This window comes from Bacillus cereus (assembly GCF_007678085.1).
Classification (GTDB): Bacteria; Bacillota; Bacilli; order Bacillales; family Bacillaceae_G; genus Bacillus_A; species Bacillus_A cereus_BE.
The window spans coordinates 95,803-119,752 of the sequence record NZ_VEDW01000005.1 but is presented as its reverse complement, the minus strand read 5'-3'; the positions used below and the strand labels follow the sequence as shown (position 1 = coordinate 119,752).

The following is a 23,950-nucleotide window of genomic DNA, read 5'->3' as shown; positions in this document are numbered from 1 at the left end:
ATGCTACATATTTATATGCTCTCCTACAGAAGCTTCCGTCATTCTTGGCAAAATTTATACCTTTCATCGAAATCTACCATATTTTTAAAAGCTTTGTATAAAAGCTCGTTTTTTTGCCCATTATAAAAATAGGAAGTTCATAAAAAGAAAGGGAGTTGAATCTATGAAAGTAAGACAAGATGCTTGGACAGATGAGGATGATTTATTACTTGCTGAAACTGTACTTCGTCACGTTCGAGAAGGGAGTACGCAATTAAATGCATTTGAAGAAGTAGGGGATCAATTAAATCGTACATCGGCTGCCTGTGGTTTCCGTTGGAATGCTGTTGTTCGCTATAGCTATGAACAAGCTCTTCAACTAGCAAAAAAACATCGTAAAGATAAAATGCGTGCTGCAAGCGGTGAACAAGCGAAAAAACGTTTACTTTATACACCACCAGCTTCAGATTCGATAACTGATTATGAAGAATTCGTACAAGAGGAATCAATTGTACAATATAAAGAAACTATTCCATATCAAGAAACTACCGTTCCTGCTGCAAAAAGCTCTATGACAATGCAAGATGTTATTTATTTTTTACAAACAGTCGGATCTTCCAATATAAAAGTGACAGCTCTTGAAAACGAGAATACGAGATTGAAACAAGAAATTAAATCACAAATCCTTCGAAATGAAGAACTAGAAAAGAAACTAGAAAAATTAGAAAAACAATCTCATACTGTACAAGAAGATTACGAAACACTTATGAACATTATGAACCGCGCTCGTAAGTTGGCAGTCATGGATGACGAAGAACGTTCTCAAACATCCTTCCGAATGGATCGAAATGGTAATTTAGAAAAAATTGCAGAATAAAAAGGATGCATTACATGCATCCTTTTTTATTTCACTTCAACCATATGCGCTTCTTCTACTTTCGAATCTCTCTTTATATCTGGGAAAATTTTTTCCTTTGGATTTTCTTTAAAGGCCGCTAAACCAATTGTTTTTACCGGTTCACTTATTTTTGCATATTCCGTATCACTAACAAATGCATACATATCTGTATATTTGCGCGCATCACCAATTACTACATTACCTTCATACTTCATTTTCTTTCCTGCAATTACTACATCTTTTTGTTCCTCTTTAGCAAATACGATTCCAGCTTCATCAGAAATAGTCGGCAATGCTTTAAGTGGTTCCACATCTTCTTTCACGACTTTTTTCAGCATATTTTCTTTTACCATCTTTTCAGCTGTTGTTTTATTCATAATTAAAACCTTTTTCTCATTAACAGTACCTAGTTTTGCTTCAAATTTACTTTGGGATTCAATTTTATCTTTATATTGATCCATTGTTTTTTGAACGCCAGTTTCATCTCCATACATCACAACACCCTTTGCTTGTGGTGCAATCATATCCATAATAGAACAACCACTAAATACAGCAGCTGACATAATCGCTACGAGTCCTAATTTCACTTTTTTCATTTGTATTCCTCCTAAAGTCATAATTACATCTCTTAGTTTAACTATCGCAGCTAGTTTAACCAATTTACTTTCCTTACAACAACATTACAATTTAGTAAGATTTCTCCCTAAAACTACTTTCTATATTTTTGCTATAATAGAGATTGTCATTTTAAAGATAAGGGGTTAGTTATATGAGCAATTCCCGTTCCATTTTATCTCAGCCAGAGTGGCGTATTGTAGATCAGTCTAGTTTGGGACCAACATTCCATGCATTGCAATCATTCGCAATGGATGACACACTGTGCACAAGCATTGGAAATGGTCAATCAGCTGCAACAATGCGTTCTTGGGTTCATCACAATACAATTGTTCTTGGCATTCAAGATTCACGCCTACCACACTTAGAAGAAGGCATTTCCTTTTTAAAAGAAAACAATTTCAATGTTATCGTCCGTAATTCTGGCGGACTTGCAGTCGTACTGGATGAAGGTGTTTTAAACGTATCACTTTTATTCCAAGAGACGGAAAAAGGCATCGATATTGATCTTGGATACGATACAATGTGGCATTTAATTCAGGAAATGTTAAAGGATTACGATGTTACAATCGAGGCAAAAGAAATCGTTGGTTCTTACTGTCCTGGTAGCTACGATTTAAGTATTCGCGATCAAAAATTTGCTGGTATTTCACAGCGCCGTATTCGCGGCGGTGTCGCTGTCCAAATTTATCTATGCGCTACAGGAAGTGGCTCTGAACGTGCCGCACTCGTTCGTGATTTTTACAACCTAGCCATTCAAGGAGAAGAAACACGCTTTACGTATCCTGAAATTGTACCGAGTACGATGGCTTCACTTTCAGAATTACTTGGCGAAACCATTACAGTACAAGATTTAATGATGCGCCTTTTAAAAACATTGCAGCAATTCGCTCGAAAGTTAACACCATCTCAATTAACAATAGATGAAATACCTTTATATGAGACGAATTTACAACGTATTATTGATCGTAACAATAAAGCACTTGGCTTAGAAAAATAAAGACCGTCGCTATTATAGCGACGGTCTTTATTTCAATTCATTATAGAATTAAAGTGCTTGAGCAGCTGTAATTAAAGCTAACTTGTACACTTCTTCTTCGTTACATCCACGAGATAGGTCATTTACAGGCATGTTTAAACCTTGTAAGATTGGTCCTACTGCTTCGAAGTTACCTAAACGTTGAGCGATTTTGTAGCCAATATTACCAGCTTCTAAGCTTGGGAATACGAATACGTTAGCATCACCTTTAATTGTAGAACCTGGAGCTTTTTTCTCAGCTACAGATGGTACGAATGCAGCATCGAATTGGAATTCTCCATCTAAAGTTAATTCAGGAGCCATTTCTTTTGCAATGCGAGTTGCTTCTACAACTTTTTCTGTTTCTGGAGATTTCGCAGAACCTTTTGTAGAGAAACTTAACATAGCAACGCGTGGATCAATACCGAATAGTTCAGCTGTTTTCGCACTCTCGATACCAATTTCAGCTAAATCTTGGCTGTTTGGTGCAATGTTAATTGCGCAATCAGCGAATACATATTTCTCTTCTTCACGTACCATGATGAATACACCAGAAGTTTTTGTAACGCCTGGTTTTGTTTTAATGATTTGAAGTGCTGGACGAACTGTATCAGCTGTAGAGTGAGCTGCACCACTTACTAAACCGTGTGCTTTGCCCATGTATACAAGCATTGTACCGAAGTAGTTTTCGTCTTTAAGGATTTTGCGAGCATCTTCTTCAGTTGCTTTACCTTTACGGCGTTCAACGAAAGATGCTACCATTGCATCCATTTCTTCGTATGTAGCTGGGTCATAAATATCAACGCCTGCTAAGGTTAAATTCATACTAGCAGCTTTTGCGCTAATTTCTTCTTTATTACCAACTAAAATTGGTTTTACTAACTCTTCTTTTGCTAAACGCTCTGCAGCGCCTAAAATTCTTTCATCAGTTCCTTCAGGAAGTACGATAGAAATGCCTTTTCCTTGAACTTTTTCTTTTACTGTTGTAAATAAGTTGCTCACGAATAAACCCTCCTACATATGTTAAAAAACTCTATCTTTAAGAATACTGCTTTTCCTCTATATTTTAAACTTATAGCTCCCAAAAAATAGATAAAATGAAAATGATTATATTTTCATAAAATTCAGCCTAGAAATAAACCCCTTTTAAGCCTTATCCCCTCCTATTTTCAAGTAAACTTAAATGTGACAATTTTATGCGCCAAAGCTTTATATAGATGATTTTAAAACTATATATGCTATAGTTAACGTGTAAAACTATCATTAACTGAGGTGAATAGAATGAGTGAAGCAACAACAACGTTAGATGGCTGGTATTGTTTACATGATTTACGTTCTATTGATTGGGCTGCATGGAAAACATTATCTAGCGACGAACGCGGACAAGCTGTGTCTGAATTTTTAAATGTCGTTGAAAAATGGAACGAAGTATCTACTGCGAAAAAAGGCAGTCATGCAATGTATACTGTTGTTGGCCAAAAAGCTGATATTATGCTTATGATTTTACGTCCAACAATGGAAGAGTTAAATGAAATTGAGACAGAATTGAATAAAACAACATTAGCTGAATATATGGTTCCTGCATACTCTTACGTATCTGTTGTTGAACTAAGCAACTACCTTCCAGCTGATGAAGATCCATACCAAAATCCACAAATCTTAGCTCGCTTATATCCAGAGTTACCAAAAGCAAATCACATTTGCTTCTACCCAATGGACAAGCGTCGCCAAGGTGATGACAACTGGTACATGCTTCCTATGGAAGAACGTAAAAAAATGATGTACAGTCATAGTAAAATTGGTCGCCAGTACGCAGGTAAAGTACGCCAAGTTATTTCAGGATCTGTTGGATTCGACGATTTTGAGTGGGGCGTAACATTATTCGCTGACGATGTTCTTCAATTTAAAAAACTTATATATGAAATGCGCTTCGATGAAGTAAGTGCTCGTTATGGTGAATTCGGAACATTTTTCGTTGGAAACATTTTACCAGACGAAAAGGTAGCGAAGTTTTTACACATATAAAATCGTAAAAAAGGAACGAAATTCGTTCCTTTTTTTATTACCCTTTATATTTCTCTTCAAAAAACTTCTTTTCTCCGCAAATTTGAACAAAAATCGACAAATCCCTTTCAAATTCCTTACAAAATTGTAACCTTTCTATATCCAAATTTATGCTAAAATGGTACGAGCTACATGCTAATAACGATGCGAAGGTGATAATGTATATGAAGAAAATCTTGTCTATTTTACTAATGCTTTTATTGTCAATTTATCCCTTAGGAGTAACAACATCCCATGCCGAAGAAAAAATACACATTGAGGCAGCTGCTGCACTTCTATTTGATGCAGATACAGGAAAAATACTGCATGAACAAAATCCAGATGAATTACTAGCTATCGCTAGTATGTCAAAATTAATTGTTGTTTATGCCGTGTTAGAAGCAATTAAAGAAGGAAAAATCAGTTGGGATACAAAGGTAAACATTTCTGATTACGCTTATGAAGTTTCACGTAATAATGAATTCTCTAACGTTCCATTTGAAAAGGGACGTCAATATACTGTAAGAGAACTATATCATTCTATCGTTATCTTCTCTGCAAACGGATCTAGTATTGCCTTAGCAGAACTTCTTGCAGGAAGTGAGAAAAACTTCTTAAATCTTGCAAATGAACATGCAAAAAAACTAGGGTTAAAAAAATATAAATTTGTAAACGCTACTGGGTTAAATAACGCTGACTTAAAAGGAAAACATCCTGAAGGAACTGATCCGAATGGAGAAAATTCCATGTCAGCTCGCGATATGGGTATGCTTTCAAAAGCAATGATTACAAAGTATCCAGAAATGCTAGAGGATACAAAACAAAGATTTAGAAACTTCCCAGATAATCATCCGAAACCAATTCGTATGGAAAACTGGAACTGGATGTTGCCAGGTGCCGCTTTCTCTTATGAAGGAGCAGATGGTTTAAAAACTGGTAGTTCTGATACCGCTGGATACGGATTCACTATTACAGCAAAACGTGGTGACTTACGCCTCATTTCAGTAATTATAAAAACAAAATCAATGGACGAGCGTTTCACTGAATCTCGTGAATTAATTGAATACGGATTTAATAATTTCGAAAAACAAAAACTAAAAGTGGATAAACACAACACAATCTCTGTAGTAAAAGGGAAAGAAGATCAAGTCACTGTTACACCGGAAAAAGAAATAACAGTAATTGCGAAAAAGGGTAGCAAAGATCCTTATAAAATTGGGACTGAAGTAGATAAATCCCTCGCTGAAGATGGGCATTTAGTTGCTCCTGTTAAGAAAGATGCCAAGGTAGGATCGATCACTTTAGAATCAACTGATAAATATGGTTTCTTAGACGGTAGTAAAAGTATGAAAGTTACTGCAAAAACGAAAGAAGAAGTTGAAAAAGCAAATTGGTTCGTATTAACAATGCGCTCTATTGGAGATTTTTTCTTAAACTTATGGTCTAAAGTATTTTAATGATGAAAAGCTAGCTCACGCTAGTTTTTTTATTTTCCATTCTCAATGTAAAACTTCGTTTGGTTGTCATATCTGATTCCTTTTTCTCATACGTATGAACTAGTAATTGTTACACACTTCATCTAGAGATAAACCTCTTTCCACAAGGTATTCCAAAAAGAGAGGTGACACATAATGGGCGTTATTGCTTATAACGAAGAAGATGTAAAGTTATTAGCTAGACTGATGCGTGCTGAAGCCGAAGGAGAAGGACAACAGGGGATGTTGATGGTCGGAAATGTTGGGGTAAATCGTGTCCGCGGAAATTGTTTAGACTTTAAAAAAATACGTAATTTACGTCAAATGGTTTATCAAAATCCTGGCGGTTTTGAGGCAACGCAAAAAGGGTATTTTTATCAGCGTGCAAGAGAACAAGATATCGCATTAGCAAGGCGAACGATTCAGGGACAACGCTTTTGGCCTGCCAACTTTTCCTTATGGTTTTTTAGACCGGAAGGCCCTTGTCCGCCGACTTGGTATAATCAACAAAACTCTGGTCGCTTCAAAAAGCACTGCTTCTTCCAGCCATCTGGCGAGGATTGTCCTAGCGTTTATTAAGGATTGATAATGAGGAGGGATTTTTGAATGGCACAGCAACAAAACCCGTATTACGGAACAGGATTTTATCAACCATCTGGAACTTATGTACAACCGCAACAAATGACCCCACAGCAACAGCAACAACAGCAAGCGATGCAACAACAAGCTGCGCAAGCTCAATATGCCGTTTCTCAAGGCATGTTACCATTAGAACAGTCGTATATTGAAAATATTCTCCGCTTGAATAAGGGCAAGCAAGCGACAGTTGTAATGACTTATGAGCGCGGCAGTTCACTCGGTACACAATCTTATACAGGTATTATTGAGGCAGCTGGTCGTGATCATATCGTAATTAGTGAGCCCCAATCAGGGAAACGTTATTTACTATTAATGATTTACTTAGATTATGTAGAATTCCCAGAAGAAATTACGTATTTACCTAGTCAACAAGCAACCTATGCTCCAAGACCATAAAAAAAGCTGGCATATGCCAGCTTTTGTTTTTTATAACCCTTTTACAACTGCAGTTCCGACTAAGATCCATGCCACAATAAACGCTACGCCACCAAGAGGTGTAATTGGGCCAAAGAACTTAATACCTGTCGTACTTAATGCATACAAACTGCCTGAAAACATAATAATTCCAGCTACCATAAGCCAGCCAGCGGTAGTTAAAAGTGATGATTGAATTTTATCCATCAATAAAGCAACTACGAATAGTCCACCTGCATGAAACATTTGATATGTAACGCCTGTTTTCCAAACTTCTAACATTTTTGCAGAAACTTTATTTTCTAAACCGTGTGCTCCAAAAGCCCCTAAAGCAACAGCTAGCCCTGCTGCAATACAACCTAGTAAAAAGAAAATTTTCATCTTAATTCCCCTTTTTTACCTTTATCATAAGCAATTTTTTCATATAAGCCAAACGATTTAATCATTAAAAATCAAATAATGAATTACCATTTGCACCTTCTTCTTTTATATACACAGGTTCTCCAGAAACTGGCATAACCGGTTGAACTGTCGTTATAGGCTGTGATCCAATTATTTTTGATTGAATTTGTGGCTCTCTATACGTAGAAGATTCAACCTGCTCATCTAGTAGTAAATCGCATAAAGCACGCACAACTAATACATGCTCTTTTGATTTTTGCCCTTCACTGCTTTTTGCTTTTGCAATTTCATTCGCCATTTTATTTAAAATCTTATCGCTCGATATTTGCATTCCTCGTCACCTCTTACTTTGTAGTTCTTTCTCAAATTGTCCCAGTTTCTCTACTGAACCAAATACTATTATCATATCATGTTCTTGTAGTTTTTCCTGCCCTGTTGGATTATGTATAACATTCCCATTCCTCAAAATCGCTAAAATTGTTACATCAAATTGATTTCTCACATCACTCTCTAGTAACGATTTACTAGCTAAAATAGAGCCCTCGCCGACTGCAATTTCTTCAATTACAAATGACTGCTCCACACCATACAGTACTGTATCAATATAATGAACTGTTAGCGGATTCGCAATACCTTTTGCAATATGAATTCCTGCCATGCTAGATGGATTAATAACCTTATTCGCCCCAGCCCGCTTTAATTTGTCTTCAGTTTCTGGTTTTTCCGCTCTTGCCACAATTTTAATTGCATCGTTTAATCCTCTTGCCGTTAATGTAATAAATACATTTTCAGCATCATTTGCTACGATAGCAACTAAACCAGCTGCCTTTGAAATTCCAGCATGATGTAACACTTGGTCTTCCGTTGCATCTCCGTGTACATACAAAAGTTTTTCCTTCTCTAATATGCTTTCATCTTTATCCACAACGACAAATGGAATTTTCTTTTCTTGTAATTCATTTACAACTTGAAGCCCGACTCTACCACAACCACATACGATAATATGATTTTGTAACTGCGCTATTTGTTTATCCATCTTCTTCCTCCGCACTGCATGAAATAAATTCCCTTCAATAATCATAGCTGCGACTACACCAATTGCATACGTAACGATACCGACACCAACCGGTATGATAAGAAGCGCAAAAACTTTTCCTGCATGTGTTACAGGAACAGCATCTCCGTATCCAACAGTTAATACAGTAATCATCGTCATCCAAAATGCTTGAAACAAACTAATCTCTTCAATCGCCATAAATCCTAACGTTCCTAGAATTACAACAAAGGTCATACATATAACTGCTATCCATAATTGCTTACGTGCATTCATATCGTGTTTCAACTCTTTTCTCTATCTACAATCTTTGCCAGTGGAAATGAAATACATATATACTAGATACGGAATCTATGAAAGAGGTTGATATAATGAAAACATTTCTTTCCGCCTTACAATGGGCGCTATTTATTTTAGCCGGGAGCCTTATTGTACCAATTAGTGTCGCAACTAGTTATGGTCTCGATGGCGCTGAAGCTATTGCATTCGTACAAAGAACATTATTTGTTCTTGGTTTTGCTGGCCTACTGCAAGCTATATTTGGACATAAACTTCCTATTCAAGAAGGTCCCGCAGGACTTTGGTGGGGGATTTTCTCCCTTTATGCAAGTTTAGGAGTCGTATTATTCGGATCCAGCAATGAAACGCTGAAAGTCCTTCAGTACGCTTTCCTATTAAGTGGTATCATTTGTATTATTCTTAGCGTTTTTGGACTTATCGATAAACTAGTTCGCTATTTTACACCGACAGTCATTGGAACATATTTATTTCTTCTTGTCGCGCAACTTAGCGGGTCCTTCTTAAAGGGAATGTTCGGCCTTGACGGACAACATACAGAAGTACAAGCTGACGTATTTATTCTTTCACTCATTGTTATTTTACTATCCTTTTTCATCATGAAGCTACCTATTATTGGACAATATTCCGTTCTTTTCAGTATCGTCTGCGGCTGGATATTATTCGTATGCTTCGGATTATCTAATCCAGTAACGCCTGTGACAGATATAATCCGTTTTCCGTCTCTATTTGTTTTCGGAATGCCTCGTATTGAATGGAACATGGCAATTACGGTAGTTTTCGTTACACTATTACTTCTAACAAATATGTTAGCAAGTATTCGCGTTGTGCAAAGGATTGTCTCTAAATATGAAAAGAATGCAGCACCAGATCGTTTCAAACAAGCCGGTATTATAACAGGAATCAATCAATTGCTAGGCGGCCTATTTTCAGCTATTGGCCCTGTTGCCATTTCTGGATCCGCAGGCTTTATTGCAACGACTAATATTTATAAACGACTCCCATTTATGTTAGGGTCAAGCTTTATTATTCTCGTTAGTATATTCCCAAAGATTACTTCATTCTTTGCCGCGATCCCTGTCGCAGTCGGATATGCTGCCATTTACCCTGTATTTGCAAGCATGATTGGTCTTGCCTTTCGCGAATACGAAACAGTACAAGATAAAGAACGATTATTTAAAGTAGCTGGTCTTTCAATCTTTACAGGAGTCGGAGTTATGTTTGTTCCAGCAGGAGCATTTTCTACGCTACCACCATTTCTAGCATCATTTTTAAGTAACGGTCTCGTTCTTGGATCTGTAATGGCAATTTTGCTTGAAATGCTATTTTCTCGTTCTACAGAAAGACAACCATCGTAAATTGGAAAACTTCCATTATTGCACTCTATCTTTAGAGTTGTTACGATAATGATAAAGTGAACGCTAATCAGGCGTTAGCGGTATAAATTATCATGGGCAACGTGCTCATGGTAATTTATACTAACAATACAGGACTTCTCTTAGCTTCAAATAAAGAAGTTCGATGTCTTACTATATATTCCCCAATATCTTCATAAAACTTTATTTCTATTTCAACAAAGAGAGGAATTTTCAATATGACTTATAAAATGATTGTTTTAGATTTAGATGATACTTTATTACGTGACGACCATACTATTTCACCTCGTACGAAAGAGGCTCTAATGACTGCACAAGAGCAAGGTGTAAAAGTTGTACTTGCTTCTGGGCGTCCAACGTTTGGTATGCGCAATGTAGCGAAAGAACTTCGTTTAGAAGAATACGGCAGCTTCATTCTATCTTTTAATGGTGCAAAAATTATTAACTGTAAAACAAACGAAGAAATCTTTAGCAGTACGCTATCTCCTGAAATCGTTCACAACCTATTTGAAATTAGTAAAGCTGAAGATGTATGGATTCATACTTATATTGGCGATGATATCGTAACAGGAGAAAATAATCCTTATACTGAAATTGAGGGCGATATTACTGGTATGCCAATTGTTGTAGTAGACGACTTTAAATCTGCTGTTAAAGAGCCTGTAGTAAAAGTATTAATGAATAAAGAAGCTGAACGACTTGTTGTAGTAGAAAAGAAACTACAAAAACAACTAGAAGGCCAATTAAGTGTTATGCGTTCTAAACCATTCTTCTTAGAATTTACTGAAGCTGGTGTTACAAAAGGAACGAGCTTAAACCAACTGATTCAAAAACTTGGCATTAAGCGTGAAGAGGTTATCGCAATGGGCGATAGCTATAATGACCAAGCGATGATTGAATTTGCTGGTCTTGGTGTTGCAATGGGGAATGCACCAGATGATATTAAAGAAATTGCCAACTACGTAACAGATACAAATATGAACGATGGCGTTGCAAAAGTCGTAGAGGAATTTGTACTAAAAAACGAAGTACTTGTTTAATATTTTCATTCACAAAACCTATTTGAAGTCAAACACTTCAAATAGGTTTTTATTTAAATTACCATTCTTTTGTGACTATATTTTGAACTTTGCACTATTCTCGTAGTGTAAACTTTCTTTTTGTATATAATGAAACAAAATAGACTATTTTATTTTGAAAAAGAATACAAATTTACTATATACAAGCATACATTAAAGGAGGCTACTTCATGTTATCTACACCAATCGGACGATTAAGAGCAATCGGCTTAATTGAAGGGATTTCTTTCCTACTACTATTATTTGTAGCAATGCCATTAAAATATTTTGCAGGATTTGCTACAGCCGTTAAAATTACAGGTATGGCTCATGGTGTTTTATTTATTCTATTCATCTTTGCAGTAATTCAAGTAACAATTGTACACCGCAAATCAATTGCATGGGCACTTGGGGCATTCGTTTCATCAGTTATCCCATTTGGTACGTTTGTACTAGATGCAAAACTAAAGAACGAACAACAATAATAAAAAGGTAGTTAACGACTGTTAACTACCTTTTTTATTTACAAATTTGGAATTTCCCAATCAATTTCTCTTTCACCCATAGTAGCTAATATCGCATTCACTTTAGAGTATGGCTTACTACCAAAGAAACCACGTCTTGCTGATAATGGGCTTGGATGTACAGATTCGATAATATGATGCTTCGTATTCGTAATTAACTTTTTCTTCGCCTGTGCATGACGTCCCCACAATATGAAAACAACTGGTTTTTCACGTTCATTTAATAGCTCAATTACGCGATCTGTGAAGTGCTCCCATCCTTTTCCTTTATGAGAGTTCGCCTCACCTTGACGAACTGTTAATACCGTATTTAATAATAAAACTCCTTGCTCTGCCCACTTTACTAAATAACCGTTATTCGGGATTTCATAACCATATTCATCTCGAAGTTCTTTATACATATTTAGCAATGACGGTGGTGTTTTAATGCCAGGTTGTACCGAAAAGCTTAAACCATGAGCTTGATTCGGTCCATGATATGGATCTTGGCCTAAAATAACGACCTTTGTATTTTCATAACTTGTATACGCTAGAGCGTTAAAAATATCTTCTATCTTTGGATAAACAACATGTGTACTGTACTCTTCTTTCAAAAAATCAGCCAAATTACGATAATATTCTTTCTCAAATTCCGGCGCCAATAATGACTCCCAATCATTTTTTAAAACATTTTTCATGCTTTCACTTCCCGTCCAATTAATTCACCATATCCTGCTTTGTAAATACTACAAACGAAATAATAAGGGACACAATTGCCCAAACAGTTAAATTCATTAAAGAGAACCCCATCGATAACCCTTGTAATGCAGGTAATTTTCCTGATAGATAATCTGTTAATGATAAATTCACACTAAAAATATATTTCGCACCTTCCCAAGATGTTGCGAATGAGCTTAAAATACCGCCCGCAATTAATGCAGCTAGCATAACGCCCATACCAGCTGGTGTATTTCGAATTAAAACGGAAACCATAAATGATATAGTTCCGACAACGACAGCAACAAACCAAGCTAATCCATACGCCATCAAAATATATTGCCACTGCGGAATAAGGTGTACAAAATTCGTATTTAACGTTTCCTTATCGATAACAAATCCTGTTAAAACAGGTAAATTCCATCCTGAGTACCCAAATACAAGTCCAGATAATACGTAAGCAAACACACCGACAAGGAGCAGTATGAGTGAAATGAAAAATAACATCGTCACGTACTTACTAAGGAGTATTTTCCAGCGCCGAATCGGCCGCGTAAGTAACATCTTCATCGTTCCATCACTTCGTTCTCCTGAAACAATATCAATGGCGACAATCATTACAAGAAGTGGAATAAACAGTGTAATTCCTTGCTCAATAAACGCCCTTACAAAAGTTGGTGCGCCCGGTGCCATCGGGTTAATATCATGATCTAAATAATATTGTTGTTGCTCCACTCTTACCTTTAGCCAATCACGCCATTCTTCTGGTAATCTAGAATTGTTCAAACGGTTTTGAGAATCAACAATTTGTTGTTGCAGCGAAACTTTCCAATCTGTTGTACCTAGCCTTTTTTGTGTCGTTTCTACTTCACGATACTGAGCATACACGAAAAGCGGGATCAAGATTGCTAAAATAAGCATGACAACAAAAATACGCTTTTTACGATAAATTTTCTCTGATTCATTTAAAACTAGATTCGCAAATTCACGCATGCTGCTCACCCCTTGTGAGTTCAATAAATAAATCTTCTAGTGTAAATACAAGCTCCTTGACACTATGAACATCTATCCCGTTTTCTACAAAATGTTTATTCCAATTACTTATAGATGCGATATCCATGCGGCATAGTAATCGATCACCTTCTGTACTCACTTCTCTTACTTCCTCAGCATCTTCTAGCATGTCTTTCGCCTTAGAAATCGGTGTAACAATCCATTCTACACGATCACTTGCTGTTTTAATTAACTCTTCAACCTTGGCAACTGTTATCATTTTTCCTTTATGAATAATGGCAACCCGATCGCATATCATTTGTACTTCGCTTAGCAAGTGACTTGAAATAAACACACTCATATTTTCTTCTTTCACAAGCTTATGTATAAATTCCCTAAGTTCTCTAATTCCAGCTGGGTCTAAACCATTTGTTGGCTCATCTAATATGAGCAATTTTGGATTTCCAAGAAGCGCTTGCGCAATGCCAAGGCGCTGTTTCATACCAAGTGAGTATGTTTTCACCTTATCGTGAATTCTTTCATCTAAATGAACCATTTGAGCAATTTCAATAATACGTTCATCTGATATATTACCTAGCATACGGGCAAATTGTTTTAAATTTTCCCATCCCGTTAAATATGTATACAGTTCTGGGTTTTCAACGATACTCCCAATTTGACGCATCGCTTCTCTGAAATTTTCCTTAATAGAATAACCACCGATAGAAATCGTACCTTCTGTTTCTTTAATCAATCCAACTAACATTCGAATGGTAGTCGTTTTTCCGGCACCATTTGGTCCTAAGAAGCCAAACACTTCTCCTTGTTTTACATCGAAGGAAATATTCTCTACAATTGTCTTCTTTCCAATTACCTTCTTCACGTCTCGTACGGAAAGTATCGTCGTCATTTTACCCCTCCTTGTTCTAGTTTTAATTTACTCGCAACATTTTGAACTAATCGGTCCGCCATATATGTATACCCTACTTCATTCGGATGGAAATGATCAGAGTATAATAAATCTTTCCCGCGATTTTGGAATAAATCAAATGTCGGTGTAATATACACATTTTTATTATTTAGCGCTAATTTTTCTAAAGATGCATTCCAATCTACAACAATGTTTGAAGACCCTTTTAAATCTTCTACATCTTCAAAAGGATTATATAAACCTAACCAAAAAATAGGACTATCTGTATTTAACTTACGAATTTCTTCTATAATTTTCTTCGCTTCATTCTGGAATGTTTCTGTATCAGGACGGTATGTTTCTAAATCTATCTTTCCAAGCGATTCCCAACCTGGAAATAAATCATTCCCTCCAATCGTTAAAACGATTACATCCGCTTGCTTAATTGAATATCGAGCGCCACTACTCTCCATTTGTTTTAATAAATCAGGCATTTTTGCACCACTAACAGCTAAGTTAGTTAAAGCAACCTTTTGCTTATAATCTTTTTGTAAATCTTCTTTCATCCGTCCAATATAGCCAATTCCTTCTTTATCACCAACACCGCGTGTTAATGAATCACCTAAACTAACGATTTGTAACGTTCCCGTTTTCTTTTTCTCTTTTGCCACTACATCGGTCTTTTTAATTAAATTTGAAGCTTTCGGATTTAACACATCATTTACACCTGAAACAAAGCCATATGCAAATAAACAGAAAGATGCAATTGTAATGAGTAGAATTACTTTTACTACTTTTGATCTCATATCAAAACCCCTTTTAGCCCTCATAGATTGTCCATAATTATACCAAACGCAATTTTGAAAAGCGATTTTCAAACCTTATCTATTATGTTGTTTCCCTATGTACTAATTCTGGCAATAGCTCTACGTGCTTTACATCTATTTTCTCATCATTAATCTTTTCATATAATAATTCAAATGCCTTCACACCAACATTTTTACTAGAATACGAAATCGTCGTAATACCTAAAATATCTGCCACATCTTGATCATCACAACCGATAATCGTAATATCTTCTGGAATACGAATTCCTTGTTTTTTCGCTTCTGTTACCATTCCCGCCGCAATATGGTTGCAAGATACAAGAAATGCAGTTGGTTTTACTGACATATGAGCCCATTCCCTAATTACATTACGCCCATCTTCCACCGTAAAACAGCCCTTAAACTTCCATTCCTCTATCGGTGTTACAGCGATTTGTTGAAGCGAATCCTCATATGCTTGTTTTCTTCTCTGACTATTAATGCTATTACTTCTTCCAATGCAATATCCAATACTTGTATGACTGGCATCTATTAAGCTCTTCATCCCGCGCGAAAAGACTTTATAGTAATCAATATGCACACTCGAAATGGAATTCGAGTCTATTTCTTCACACATAACAATTGGACCAAATTTCGTATATTCTTCAAGCTTTTCCTTACTATTTGCCCGCGAACATATAATAACCCCATCAAGCTTTTTCATTTTTAACATATTCAAAATTTCTAATTCCCTTTCCTCACTATAATTCGTTTGACAAAGCATCATATTATAATTATTCTTTGCTGTTTCCTTTGATATTCCCTCGATAATAGCACTATAATATTGATCATTTACGTGCGGTAATAACACGCCAATGACATTCGTTTTTCCTTTCACTAAATGAATTGCATTCACATTTTGCGTATAATTTAACTCTTCTATAATTGCTAAAATTTCTTTTCGTTTCTGTTCATTCACATATGGATGATTATTCAGTACACGTGAAACAGTTGAAACAGATACCCCAGCAAGTTCAGCAATCTTTCTTATATTCGTCATCTCATTTTCCCCTTCCCTGTAAAAATTCTCCCTTGACCTGGTAAGCTTTCCACAATATATCCTTTCCTAGCAAATACATTTTGAAAGGATATACAACTATGCTTCGATTCAAATTAGAATATATATTTTTCATTGGCGGTCTACTCACTCTCGCCGTCGGTATTAATATGATGACGACAATTACTTCCTTTGGACTTAGCCCTTATGATTCCTTCTTTATTGCACTATATCAAAATTTCGGGATAAGTATCGGTTTTTGGATTTTCATGATTAACTTTGCTTTTACCCTTATCGTACTCTTTTGGAATAAAAAACAAATTACGATTGGTACAATTGTAACGATGGTTCTTATTTCTCTTTTTGTTGATTGGATTGGTTCCATTACAACTATTATGGACGTTATCCGTTCTCTTCCAAAATATATAACACTTATTTGCGGAAATCTATTCGTTGGAGCTGGGATTGGTCTTTACGTCTCTACAAACCTTTGTGCAGCACCTCAAGAAGCTTTTGTTTTAACGGTTGCTGAAAAAAAGAAATGGACATTTAGAAGAACAGAAATTTCATTAGCTTTTTTATTTTTAACATTAAGCTTTTTATTAGATGGACCTATCTATTTTGGAACAATCATCTTATCTTTTACAACAGGCTGGATTATCCAGGCATTTATTCAAGTTGGTACGCAGATTTTAAATAGAAAAAAACCTATTAAGCAGGCCGCTTAATAGGTTTTTTATTAGAGGAGATACTATTTTGCATCCCCTTCAATTCGATAGTTTGCTTTCAAACAATCTATTTCTTCATACGATTGCAATGTATGTAGAATATAATCATAATCAGCAAGAGACGCACGATGCGTTACAATTACAATTTCAGCCTTCCCTTTCTCTTCAAGCGGCATTTGAATAATCTTTTCAAAACTAACACCACGCTCAGAGAACAATGAAGTAATTTTTGCAAATACACCAATTTCATCTTTTACATGAAGTCTTAAAAACTTCTTCACGACAATTTCGTTTGGCTCTTTTAATACCTTTTTATACTGCGGGGATACCGCACTATTTCCGTTTACACCTAATCTAATATTTTGCATTACAGCTACTAAATCTGAAACAACAGCTGTTGCTGTTGGTAAACTTCCTGCACCTGGTCCATAAAACATCGTTTCCCCGACCGCTTCACCGTACACATATACAGCGTTATATTCGTTTTGTACAGCCGCAAGAGGGTGTGTATTTGGAAGTAGTGTCGGTTCAACTGTCACCTCTAATTTTTCACCATCTCGCTTCGCAAGACCAATTAATTTAATCGTGTACCCTAAACTCTTACTGTATTCAATGTCTTCTTCTGTAATAGAAGTAATACCTTTTACCTTCACATCTCCAAGCTCTACATTTGTAGAGAAACCAAGGGTAGCCAAAATCGTCATTTTTCTCGCTGCATCTAAACCTTCCACATCTGATGTTGGATCTGCCTCTGCAAATCCAAGTTGTTGGGCTTCTTTTAACACGTCGTTATATGCTCTCCCTTCATCTGACATTTTCGTCAAAATAAAATTTGTCGTTCCATTTACAATTCCCATTACTTTCGTAATAAGATCTGAAGAAAGTCCTTCTACGATACTTCGTAAAATCGGGATCCCTCCGGCTACACTTGCTTCATAAAACAAGTCTGCTTTATTATCTTTTGCTACCGCTAAGAGTTCCGCCCCATGTAACGCCATTAAATCTTTATTGGCAGTCACAACATGCTTCCCGCTTTGTAAAGCTTGCAAAATATATGCTTTTGCATCATCAATGCCACCCATTACTTCGATGACAACATCAATATTTGGATTATCTAAAATTTCATTTGCATCTTGTGTTAATAGAGTAGAAGGTACCTCTACCTCTCTCTCTTTTTCAATATTTTGTACTAATACTTTCGTTACTTTTACAGGACAACCTACTTGGTGTATAAGTCGCTCTTGATGATCTGTGATGATACGAACTACACCGCTACCAACTGTCCCAAGACCTAATAAACCAACTTGAATTTCTTTCATAATACTGTCCACCCCTCAAAAATTGTGTTTAGATGAAATTATATGAGTAAAAAATCTGAAAAACAATGTTTTTTGAACATTCGGAAAAATATAGGTTAATCTTTACAAAGAAAACGTTGCCACGTGTGACACAATCTTTTTTTATAATACATAAGGGGTTTCTTGATACACGTAATAATTCAGCCAATTAGAGAATAATAGATTCCCATGGCTCCTCCACCTTACAAGTGGTTTCTCACTTGGATTATTATGCTTAAAATAATTTTTTGGAACATCAATATTTAACCCTTTTTGGCGGTCCCGTTCGTATTCTTGCTTTAACGTATCACAACTATATTCACTATGCCCGAGCGCAAACACTTGCCTTCCTTCTTGCCCAATAACAAGGTGAACACCCGCTTCCTCAGAGTTTGCTAATAATGTTAATTCTTTCACCCCTCTAATATCACTCTCTCGTACTTCTGTATGACGAGAATGCGGAGCAAAAAATAACTCATCAAAGCCCTGTAACAGTTTCACATGTTGCTCACGGACTTCATGTTCAAATACACCGAACATTTTTTCCTTAAGAGGATACTTTGGAACACCATAATGATGATACAGACCAGCCTGTGCCCCCCAGCAAATATGAAGTGTAGATGTTACATTCTTTTTTGAATACTCCATAATACGTTTAAGCTCTTCCCAATAATCTACCTCTTCAAAAGAAAGGGTCTCTACTGGAGCTCCTGTAATAATAAGCCCATCAAATTTCTCATTCTCAATATCACGGAATGTTTTATAGAAACTCGTTAAATGTTCCTGTGCTACATTACGAGACAAATGTGATTCCATATGAAGTAAATGAACATCTAATTGCAACGGTGTATTGCCAATTAAACGAAGTAATTGCGCTTCTGTTTCTTGCTTTGTAGGCATTAAATTTAATATAGCAATCTTCAATGCCCGGATATCTTGTGTTTCTGCTCGCTCCTTCGTCATTACAAAGATATTTTCCTCCTGCAACACTTTGCGAGCTGGTAAATCTTTATCAATTATGATCGGCATGTTGTTTGCCTCCGACTAAAGCTGCTTCTAAATCTGCAATAATATCAGAAACATCTTCTATACCGACCGATAAACGAATTAAATCTGATGTGACGCCAGCTAAACGCTGATCTTCAGCATTTAATTGTCTATGCGTCGTGCTAGCAGGATGTATAACGCAAGTTCGTGCATCCGCTACATGCGTTACGAGAGTTGCTAGTTTTACATTTGCGATAAATTCTTTCGCCGCTTCTAATCCTCCCTTAATGCCGAATGTTAAAACACCACTAGCACCTTTTTTCAAATACTTTTGTGCTAACGAGTAATTTTCATTACTATCTAGTCCCGGATAATTCACCCATTCAATACGTTCATGGTTAGCAAGCCACTTAGCAACTGCGAGAGCATTTTCACTATGACGCTCCATTCTCAAATGCAGCGTTTCTAAGCCGATATTACTAATATACGCATTGAATGGGCTCATACAGTTTCCATAGTCTCTTAATAATTGAACACGCGCCTTCACAATGTAAGCTGCTGCACCAAAATTTTGAATGTAACTTACGCCGTGATAACTTGGATCCGGTTCAACAAGTTCAGGATATTTCCCATTTTTCCAATCGAAGTTCCCTCCGTCAATGACAATGCCGCCCAAGGAGCTTGCATGACCATCAATATATTTCGTCGTAGAATGAACGATAATATTTGCTCCGTGTTCAAATGCTTGGCATAAATAAGGAGTTGCTAATGTATTATCCACGATAAAAGGTACTTCTAGCTCTTTCGCTGCATCTGAAAACTCTTTGAAATTTAAAACGTTCATCGCTGGATTTCCTAGCGATTCCGCATAAACGAGTTTCGTCTTGTCATTAGCAAGGGCCACAATTTCATCAGCAGTTAAATTCGGATTAAAGAATGTAACATCAATACCAAGCTTACGTAAGCTCACCCCAAATAAATTAAACGTTCCACCGTAAACTGTGGAAGAACAAAGCAAGTGGTCTCCACTACTACAAATATTTAAAACAGCAAGCATAATAGCAGCCTGCCCGGAAGCCGTTGCAACAGCTCCTACACCACCCTCTAAATCCGCTAATTTTTGCTCAAATGCAGCTAAAGTAGGATTTCCAATACGCGTATATATATATCCTTCTGCCTCTAAATTAAATAGCGCTGCTAAATCATCCGAAGTATCATATTTATACGTTGTACTTTGATAAAGTGGCAAAACACGCGGTTCACCATTCTTTGGTGTATAGCCACCTTGCACACAAATTGTTCCTTTTCCCCATGATTCTCCCATCTCTCATTCTCCTTTCTTTTATACAAAATAAAAAAACTGCTCCTTTCCTGAAAACAAGAAAGGAGCAGTTTGAAAACACGCTCTAAAGGCTCTTTCTTATCTCTCAGGATTTATTACCTGCAGGATTTGGCACAATTCCGTTATACGGCTGTTGCCAAGGTTTCGCCGGGCCTGTCCCTCCACCTTTTCTTGATAAGACTATGCAATTACCGTTGATTTTATAGCAATAATTTCCTAATGTCAATCTGTTTTTCTGAATGTTCTAAATTAACCACAAAGAATTTGACATGCATAACAAAAGAAATATATTCCATATTCATTTAAAAAAGACCTTTTAAAACCCCTGATTACTATATAGAATTAAATAAGTAGTGTAACTATATACATTTCAAATTCTCACGAGACCTCAATATATTGAATAAGCCAACCTCTCAAAAAGATACTATACATATTCATTCCAAAGTAGCATATTTAATCCTTTTAACATTACAACTTACATAACGGAGGTATAACATGACAAACACAAAGGACATGCACTATATGCTCGTCCTATACGGCATTCTTTTAGGCTCTATAGTAGGAGCAACAGTCTGGCTATTTTTAGTTACAATAAATATCGGCATTCACTTTATTTGGGGATACTTACCTACAATCTTCTCTTCTCCCCCGTATTACACTATTTGTGTAACAACTATCGGTGGTATTCTCGTTGGTTTAACCCAAAAATACTTCGGCACATATCCACGTCTTATGCCGGAAGTATTGGGTGAATATAAAAAAACAGGTAGAATTGAATACCGTTTTGTACATAAAGCTACTTTAACTGCAATTATCGTTTTAATATTTGGTGCTAGCTTAGGTCCCGAAGCAGCACTTGTTGGAATTATCGGTGGACTTTGTACATGGGTAGGGGATCGCTTTACATTCGCCTTAAAAGGAATGAACGAACTAACAGAGGTTGGAATTGGTGCTACTTTAAGTGTAATTTTTAACGCACCATTATTCGGTTATTTAGCTCCAAATGAAAATGAGAGTGAGCAAATTAACGAATTTTCTAAAGGAAAAAAAGCAATTGTATATTTAGCTACCACTTTCGCTGGTTTTTCCGTTTATTTATTGCTTAGTAAATTCGATAATCGAGGATCCTTTATCGTTGATTTTGGGGAAGGTTCCCTTTCTCTTAATGAATGGATTGCCTTTCTACCACTTGCTAGTATTGGTGCTATAGTTGGCTTCTTTTATTTCAAATTAGAATTCACATTAGAGAAATTAATCCATCCCTTAAAAGAATACAAACTATCACTTGGAACTATCGGTGGTATTTTATTAGGAATTACAGGAACTTTTCTCCCGTACACGTTATTCTCAGGAGAACACCAATTAAAAGATTTAGTCGTTGAATGGAGCCATTTATCCTTCTGGGTACTACTTCTTTCAGGTGTTTTAAAATTATGTATTACTGCCGTTTGTTTAAATACAGGTTGGCGCGGCGGACATATTTTTCCAATTATATTTGCTGGATCTAGTATCGGATATGCTATAGCTTCCATTATCCCGATAGATCCAATCGCTTCAGTAGCCATCGTCACAACAGCAATTTCAAGCTATGCATTAAGAAAACCAATTGCTATAACATTACTATTACTCATGTTTTTCCCGCTCAATTTACTATTACCGATGCTTGGAGCGGCCGCAATTGGTAATGCATTTCCACTTCCTAAAAACAACGAAGCTACAAACGAATAAAAATAGGCAGTAGGGACAAAAGTTCCACTGCCTATTTTTATTACACACGTTGCTTCAATAGTGCGTATAACTCTTCAAAATTTTGAACTTCATATGTTGGCACAATCTCACTATCATTTGATTTCTTTTCTGGATTAAACCAACAAGTATCAAGTCCCGCTACATATCCACCTTTAATATCAGCACTTAACGAATCCCCAATAATGAGCCCTTCTTCAGGGGAAAAATTAGGAATTCGTTCAAAAACATAATCAAAATACTCTTTCATCGGCTTTTGGAATCCCGTATCTTCAGAAACGAAAATATCTTTAAACAAGGCATGTAAGCCTGCATTACGTAAACGTTTATCTTGCGTCTTAGAAATACCATTTGTCACTATATATAAATCATACTCACTTTGAATTTGATTTATAAATTCAAACGCACCTTGGATAAGTTGGTCTCCTTCTTCTAAGTAGCTACGATAATTATTTTCGAATAATATCCCATCTACCTCTTCCCCGTATTCTTTAAACAAAATCGAAAACCTTGTACTTACAACTTCATCACGGTTTATTTCACCTTCTTCAAAAGCATCCCAAAGCCTTTTATTAATTTTTTTATACCGCCCTTCAACCTCGCTAGTTAGAGGGATCCCTTTCTCTTCAAAAAGCATACGTAACGCCATTTTCTCCGCCTTCTGAAAATCTAACAATGTATCATCTACATCAAATAGCAATGTTTTATATTTTTTCATAAGCCCTTCACACTCTCTTTTCTACAAAAATAAATTTACTTAAATCGTATCATTCCTTCTTGTAAAAATAATAGGAGATATCTCATACTAAGGCATGAGGTGAAAATATGAAAGTCAGCAATAATAGCGAAGAAATCTCTCATTACATGCAAATTTACAACTTCCATACTCTTTTTTCTTTTGATGTCTTACCGTATGCTGAACTACATTCCTTTCAAAAGAAAGAAAGGATATGTAATGAAGGCGTTGATGTTCCTTATCTTTATTACTTAATTTCCGGGAAAGCGAAAATATATATGAGTCACAAAAACGGGAAGGTCTCCTTAATTAACTTTATTCAAGCACCTTCGTTCATTGGGGAGTTAGGGTTAATTGGCGTAGAATCCGTTACGAAAACGGTGGAAGTAATTGAAGATTGTATATGCTTAGCGCTTCCTCTTAAAGATTGTCAGCATCTTTTATTGCAAGATGCTATCTTTCTACAGAAACTATGCAAATTTATCGGTGAAAAAACAATTACCCGAACAGAAAGTTACGCCAAAAACAATAGCTATCCGTTCGAAAATCGATTAGCAGCTTTTATTCTATTAACGGAACAAAATAACAGTTATACAGAAAAACATACTGAGGCTTCAGAATACTTAAATGTCAGCTACCGTCATCTTTTATATGTATTAAACCAGTTTTGCCAGCAAAATTACTTAAAAAAAGACGGAAGAACCTATTACATACAAGATCGAATCCAATTGAAAAAACTGGCTGACGAACTTAAAATATAAAAAAGCAGCATTAACATTTGCCTGTTAATGCTGCTTTTTTCGAGTGACGATTCTATCTT

The 23,950-nt window shown here is 36.1% G+C and carries 26 protein-coding genes and 1 riboswitch; of the genes, 12 read left to right on the top strand and 14 right to left on the bottom strand.

Features of this window, described 5'->3' with window-relative positions; all coding sequences use genetic code 11:
• The first annotated feature begins 163 nt into the window (after nt 1-163).
• Nucleotides 164-856 carry an RsfA family transcriptional regulator gene (locus FS742_RS20995; protein WP_144614849.1) on the top strand — a complete coding sequence of 231 codons (693 nt, stop codon included), beginning with the start codon at nt 164-166 and terminating at the stop codon, nt 854-856.
• Between the two features lie 26 nt (nt 857-882).
• Here the strand turns inward: FS742_RS20995 and FS742_RS20990 are convergent, their stop codons facing one another.
• A complete protein-coding gene (locus FS742_RS20990) occupies nt 883-1,473 on the bottom strand; it encodes a lipoprotein BA_5634 family protein (RefSeq protein WP_144614847.1) in 591 nt (196 codons plus the stop codon).
• Nucleotides 1,474-1,646: 173 nt separating this feature from the next.
• On the opposite strand from FS742_RS20990, the gene lipL reads away from it, so the two are divergent.
• Nucleotides 1,647-2,492, top strand: a complete 846-nt coding sequence (lipL, locus tag FS742_RS20985) for an octanoyl-[GcvH]:protein N-octanoyltransferase (protein WP_144614845.1) — start codon at nt 1,647-1,649, stop codon at nt 2,490-2,492.
• Between the two features lie 48 nt (nt 2,493-2,540).
• Here the strand turns inward: lipL and pta are convergent, their stop codons facing one another.
• Nucleotides 2,541-3,512, bottom strand: coding sequence for a phosphate acetyltransferase (pta, locus tag FS742_RS20980; RefSeq protein WP_000067215.1), 972 nt, complete (start codon nt 3,510-3,512; stop codon nt 2,541-2,543).
• 279 nt (nt 3,513-3,791) lie between these two features.
• Between pta and hemQ the strand changes: the two genes are divergently transcribed.
• From hemQ to gerQ, 4 genes are all read left to right on the top strand, one after another.
• Nucleotides 3,792-4,535 carry a hydrogen peroxide-dependent heme synthase gene (gene hemQ, locus FS742_RS20975; RefSeq protein WP_144614843.1) on the top strand — a complete coding sequence of 248 codons (744 nt, stop codon included), beginning with the start codon at nt 3,792-3,794 and terminating at the stop codon, nt 4,533-4,535.
• Between the two features lie 197 nt (nt 4,536-4,732).
• Nucleotides 4,733-6,010: a serine hydrolase gene (locus FS742_RS20970; RefSeq protein WP_186327199.1), complete on the top strand. Its 1,278-nt coding sequence runs from the start codon at nt 4,733-4,735 to the stop codon at nt 6,008-6,010.
• 174 nt (nt 6,011-6,184) lie between these two features.
• Nucleotides 6,185-6,607 carry a cell wall hydrolase CwlJ gene (gene cwlJ / locus FS742_RS20965; protein WP_048560445.1) on the top strand — a complete coding sequence of 141 codons (423 nt, stop codon included), beginning with the start codon at nt 6,185-6,187 and terminating at the stop codon, nt 6,605-6,607.
• Between the two features lie 27 nt (nt 6,608-6,634).
• On the top strand, nt 6,635-7,063 hold the full coding sequence (gerQ, locus tag FS742_RS20960) for a spore coat protein GerQ (protein WP_000068648.1): 429 nt from the start codon (nt 6,635-6,637) through the stop codon (nt 7,061-7,063).
• A gap of 30 nt (nt 7,064-7,093) precedes the next feature.
• Here gerQ and FS742_RS20955 read toward each other — a convergent pair whose 3' ends face one another.
• The 3 genes from FS742_RS20955 to FS742_RS20945 all read right to left on the bottom strand — a co-directional run bounded on the left by FS742_RS20955 (nt 7,094) and on the right by FS742_RS20945 (nt 8,813).
• The gene (locus FS742_RS20955) at nt 7,094-7,462 is read right to left on the bottom strand and encodes a DUF423 domain-containing protein (RefSeq protein ID WP_144614839.1); all 369 of its coding nucleotides are present in this window, start codon (nt 7,460-7,462) and stop codon (nt 7,094-7,096) included.
• Nucleotides 7,463-7,526: 64 nt separating this feature from the next.
• Nucleotides 7,527-7,814, bottom strand: coding sequence for a YwdI family protein (locus tag FS742_RS20950; protein WP_144614837.1), 288 nt, complete (start codon nt 7,812-7,814; stop codon nt 7,527-7,529).
• A 6-nt stretch (nt 7,815-7,820) separates the two neighbouring features.
• Nucleotides 7,821-8,813 carry a potassium channel family protein gene (locus tag FS742_RS20945; protein WP_144615369.1) on the bottom strand — a complete coding sequence of 331 codons (993 nt, stop codon included), beginning with the start codon at nt 8,811-8,813 and terminating at the stop codon, nt 7,821-7,823.
• Between the two features lie 95 nt (nt 8,814-8,908).
• On the opposite strand from FS742_RS20945, the gene FS742_RS20940 reads away from it, so the two are divergent.
• From FS742_RS20940 to FS742_RS20930, 3 genes are all read left to right on the top strand, one after another.
• Entirely contained in the window at nt 8,909-10,192 is a 1,284-nt protein-coding gene (locus FS742_RS20940) for a purine/pyrimidine permease (RefSeq protein ID WP_144614835.1), read from the top strand.
• A 236-nt stretch (nt 10,193-10,428) separates the two neighbouring features.
• Nucleotides 10,429-11,250: a Cof-type HAD-IIB family hydrolase gene (locus FS742_RS20935; protein ID WP_144614833.1), complete on the top strand. Its 822-nt coding sequence runs from the start codon at nt 10,429-10,431 to the stop codon at nt 11,248-11,250.
• Nucleotides 11,251-11,459: 209 nt separating this feature from the next.
• The gene (locus FS742_RS20930) at nt 11,460-11,753 is read left to right on the top strand and encodes a DUF3817 domain-containing protein (RefSeq protein WP_000953389.1); all 294 of its coding nucleotides are present in this window, start codon (nt 11,460-11,462) and stop codon (nt 11,751-11,753) included.
• A gap of 38 nt (nt 11,754-11,791) precedes the next feature.
• On the opposite strand, the gene FS742_RS20925 is transcribed toward FS742_RS20930, so the two are convergent.
• The 5 genes from FS742_RS20925 to FS742_RS20905 are packed head-to-tail and all read right to left on the bottom strand — an operon-like array spanning nt 11,792 to nt 16,257.
• The gene (locus FS742_RS20925; protein ID WP_144614831.1) at nt 11,792-12,469 is read right to left on the bottom strand and encodes a uracil-DNA glycosylase; all 678 of its coding nucleotides are present in this window, start codon (nt 12,467-12,469) and stop codon (nt 11,792-11,794) included.
• Nucleotides 12,470-12,488: 19 nt separating this feature from the next.
• Entirely contained in the window at nt 12,489-13,481 is a 993-nt protein-coding gene (locus FS742_RS20920; protein WP_144614829.1) for an ABC transporter permease subunit, read from the bottom strand.
• Nucleotides 13,474-14,391, bottom strand: a complete 918-nt coding sequence (locus tag FS742_RS20915; protein WP_144614828.1) for an ABC transporter ATP-binding protein — start codon at nt 14,389-14,391, stop codon at nt 13,474-13,476. Before FS742_RS20915 ends, FS742_RS20920 begins: the two co-directional genes overlap by 8 nt.
• Nucleotides 14,388-15,269 (bottom strand): SGNH/GDSL hydrolase family protein, encoded by an 882-nt coding sequence (locus FS742_RS20910; protein ID WP_144614826.1) that lies wholly within the window; start codon nt 15,267-15,269, stop codon nt 14,388-14,390. Before FS742_RS20910 ends, FS742_RS20915 begins: the two co-directional genes overlap by 4 nt.
• A gap of 10 nt (nt 15,270-15,279) precedes the next feature.
• Complete coding sequence (locus tag FS742_RS20905; protein ID WP_144614824.1) at nt 15,280-16,257, bottom strand: LacI family DNA-binding transcriptional regulator; 978 nt, start codon at nt 16,255-16,257, stop codon at nt 15,280-15,282.
• 98 nt (nt 16,258-16,355) lie between these two features.
• On the opposite strand from FS742_RS20905, the gene FS742_RS20900 reads away from it, so the two are divergent.
• A complete protein-coding gene (locus tag FS742_RS20900; RefSeq protein ID WP_144614823.1) occupies nt 16,356-16,982 on the top strand; it encodes a YczE/YyaS/YitT family protein in 627 nt (208 codons plus the stop codon).
• A 23-nt stretch (nt 16,983-17,005) separates the two neighbouring features.
• Here the strand turns inward: FS742_RS20900 and FS742_RS20895 are convergent, their stop codons facing one another.
• The 3 genes from FS742_RS20895 to FS742_RS20885 form a co-directional block, all read right to left on the bottom strand.
• On the bottom strand, nt 17,006-18,301 hold the full coding sequence (locus FS742_RS20895) for a homoserine dehydrogenase (protein ID WP_144614821.1): 1,296 nt from the start codon (nt 18,299-18,301) through the stop codon (nt 17,006-17,008).
• Between the two features lie 141 nt (nt 18,302-18,442).
• Nucleotides 18,443-19,348: a homoserine O-acetyltransferase MetA gene (metA, locus tag FS742_RS20890; RefSeq protein ID WP_144614819.1), complete on the bottom strand. Its 906-nt coding sequence runs from the start codon at nt 19,346-19,348 to the stop codon at nt 18,443-18,445.
• Nucleotides 19,332-20,630, bottom strand: coding sequence for a bifunctional O-acetylhomoserine aminocarboxypropyltransferase/cysteine synthase (locus FS742_RS20885; protein ID WP_144614817.1), 1,299 nt, complete (start codon nt 20,628-20,630; stop codon nt 19,332-19,334). Before FS742_RS20885 ends, metA begins: the two co-directional genes overlap by 17 nt.
• A 93-nt stretch (nt 20,631-20,723) precedes the next feature.
• Nucleotides 20,724-20,829, bottom strand: a riboswitch (SAM riboswitch).
• A gap of 314 nt (nt 20,830-21,143) precedes the next feature.
• Here FS742_RS20885 and FS742_RS20880 point away from each other — a divergent pair.
• On the top strand, nt 21,144-22,376 hold the full coding sequence (locus tag FS742_RS20880) for a chloride channel protein (protein WP_144614815.1): 1,233 nt from the start codon (nt 21,144-21,146) through the stop codon (nt 22,374-22,376).
• Nucleotides 22,377-22,416: 40 nt separating this feature from the next.
• Here FS742_RS20880 and FS742_RS20875 read toward each other — a convergent pair whose 3' ends face one another.
• Nucleotides 22,417-23,112, bottom strand: coding sequence for a YjjG family noncanonical pyrimidine nucleotidase (locus FS742_RS20875; protein WP_144614813.1), 696 nt, complete (start codon nt 23,110-23,112; stop codon nt 22,417-22,419).
• A gap of 107 nt (nt 23,113-23,219) precedes the next feature.
• Between FS742_RS20875 and FS742_RS20870 the strand changes: the two genes are divergently transcribed.
• Entirely contained in the window at nt 23,220-23,891 is a 672-nt protein-coding gene (locus FS742_RS20870) for a transcriptional regulator YeiL (RefSeq protein ID WP_144614811.1), read from the top strand.
• The last annotated feature ends 59 nt before the right edge of the window (nt 23,892-23,950 follow it).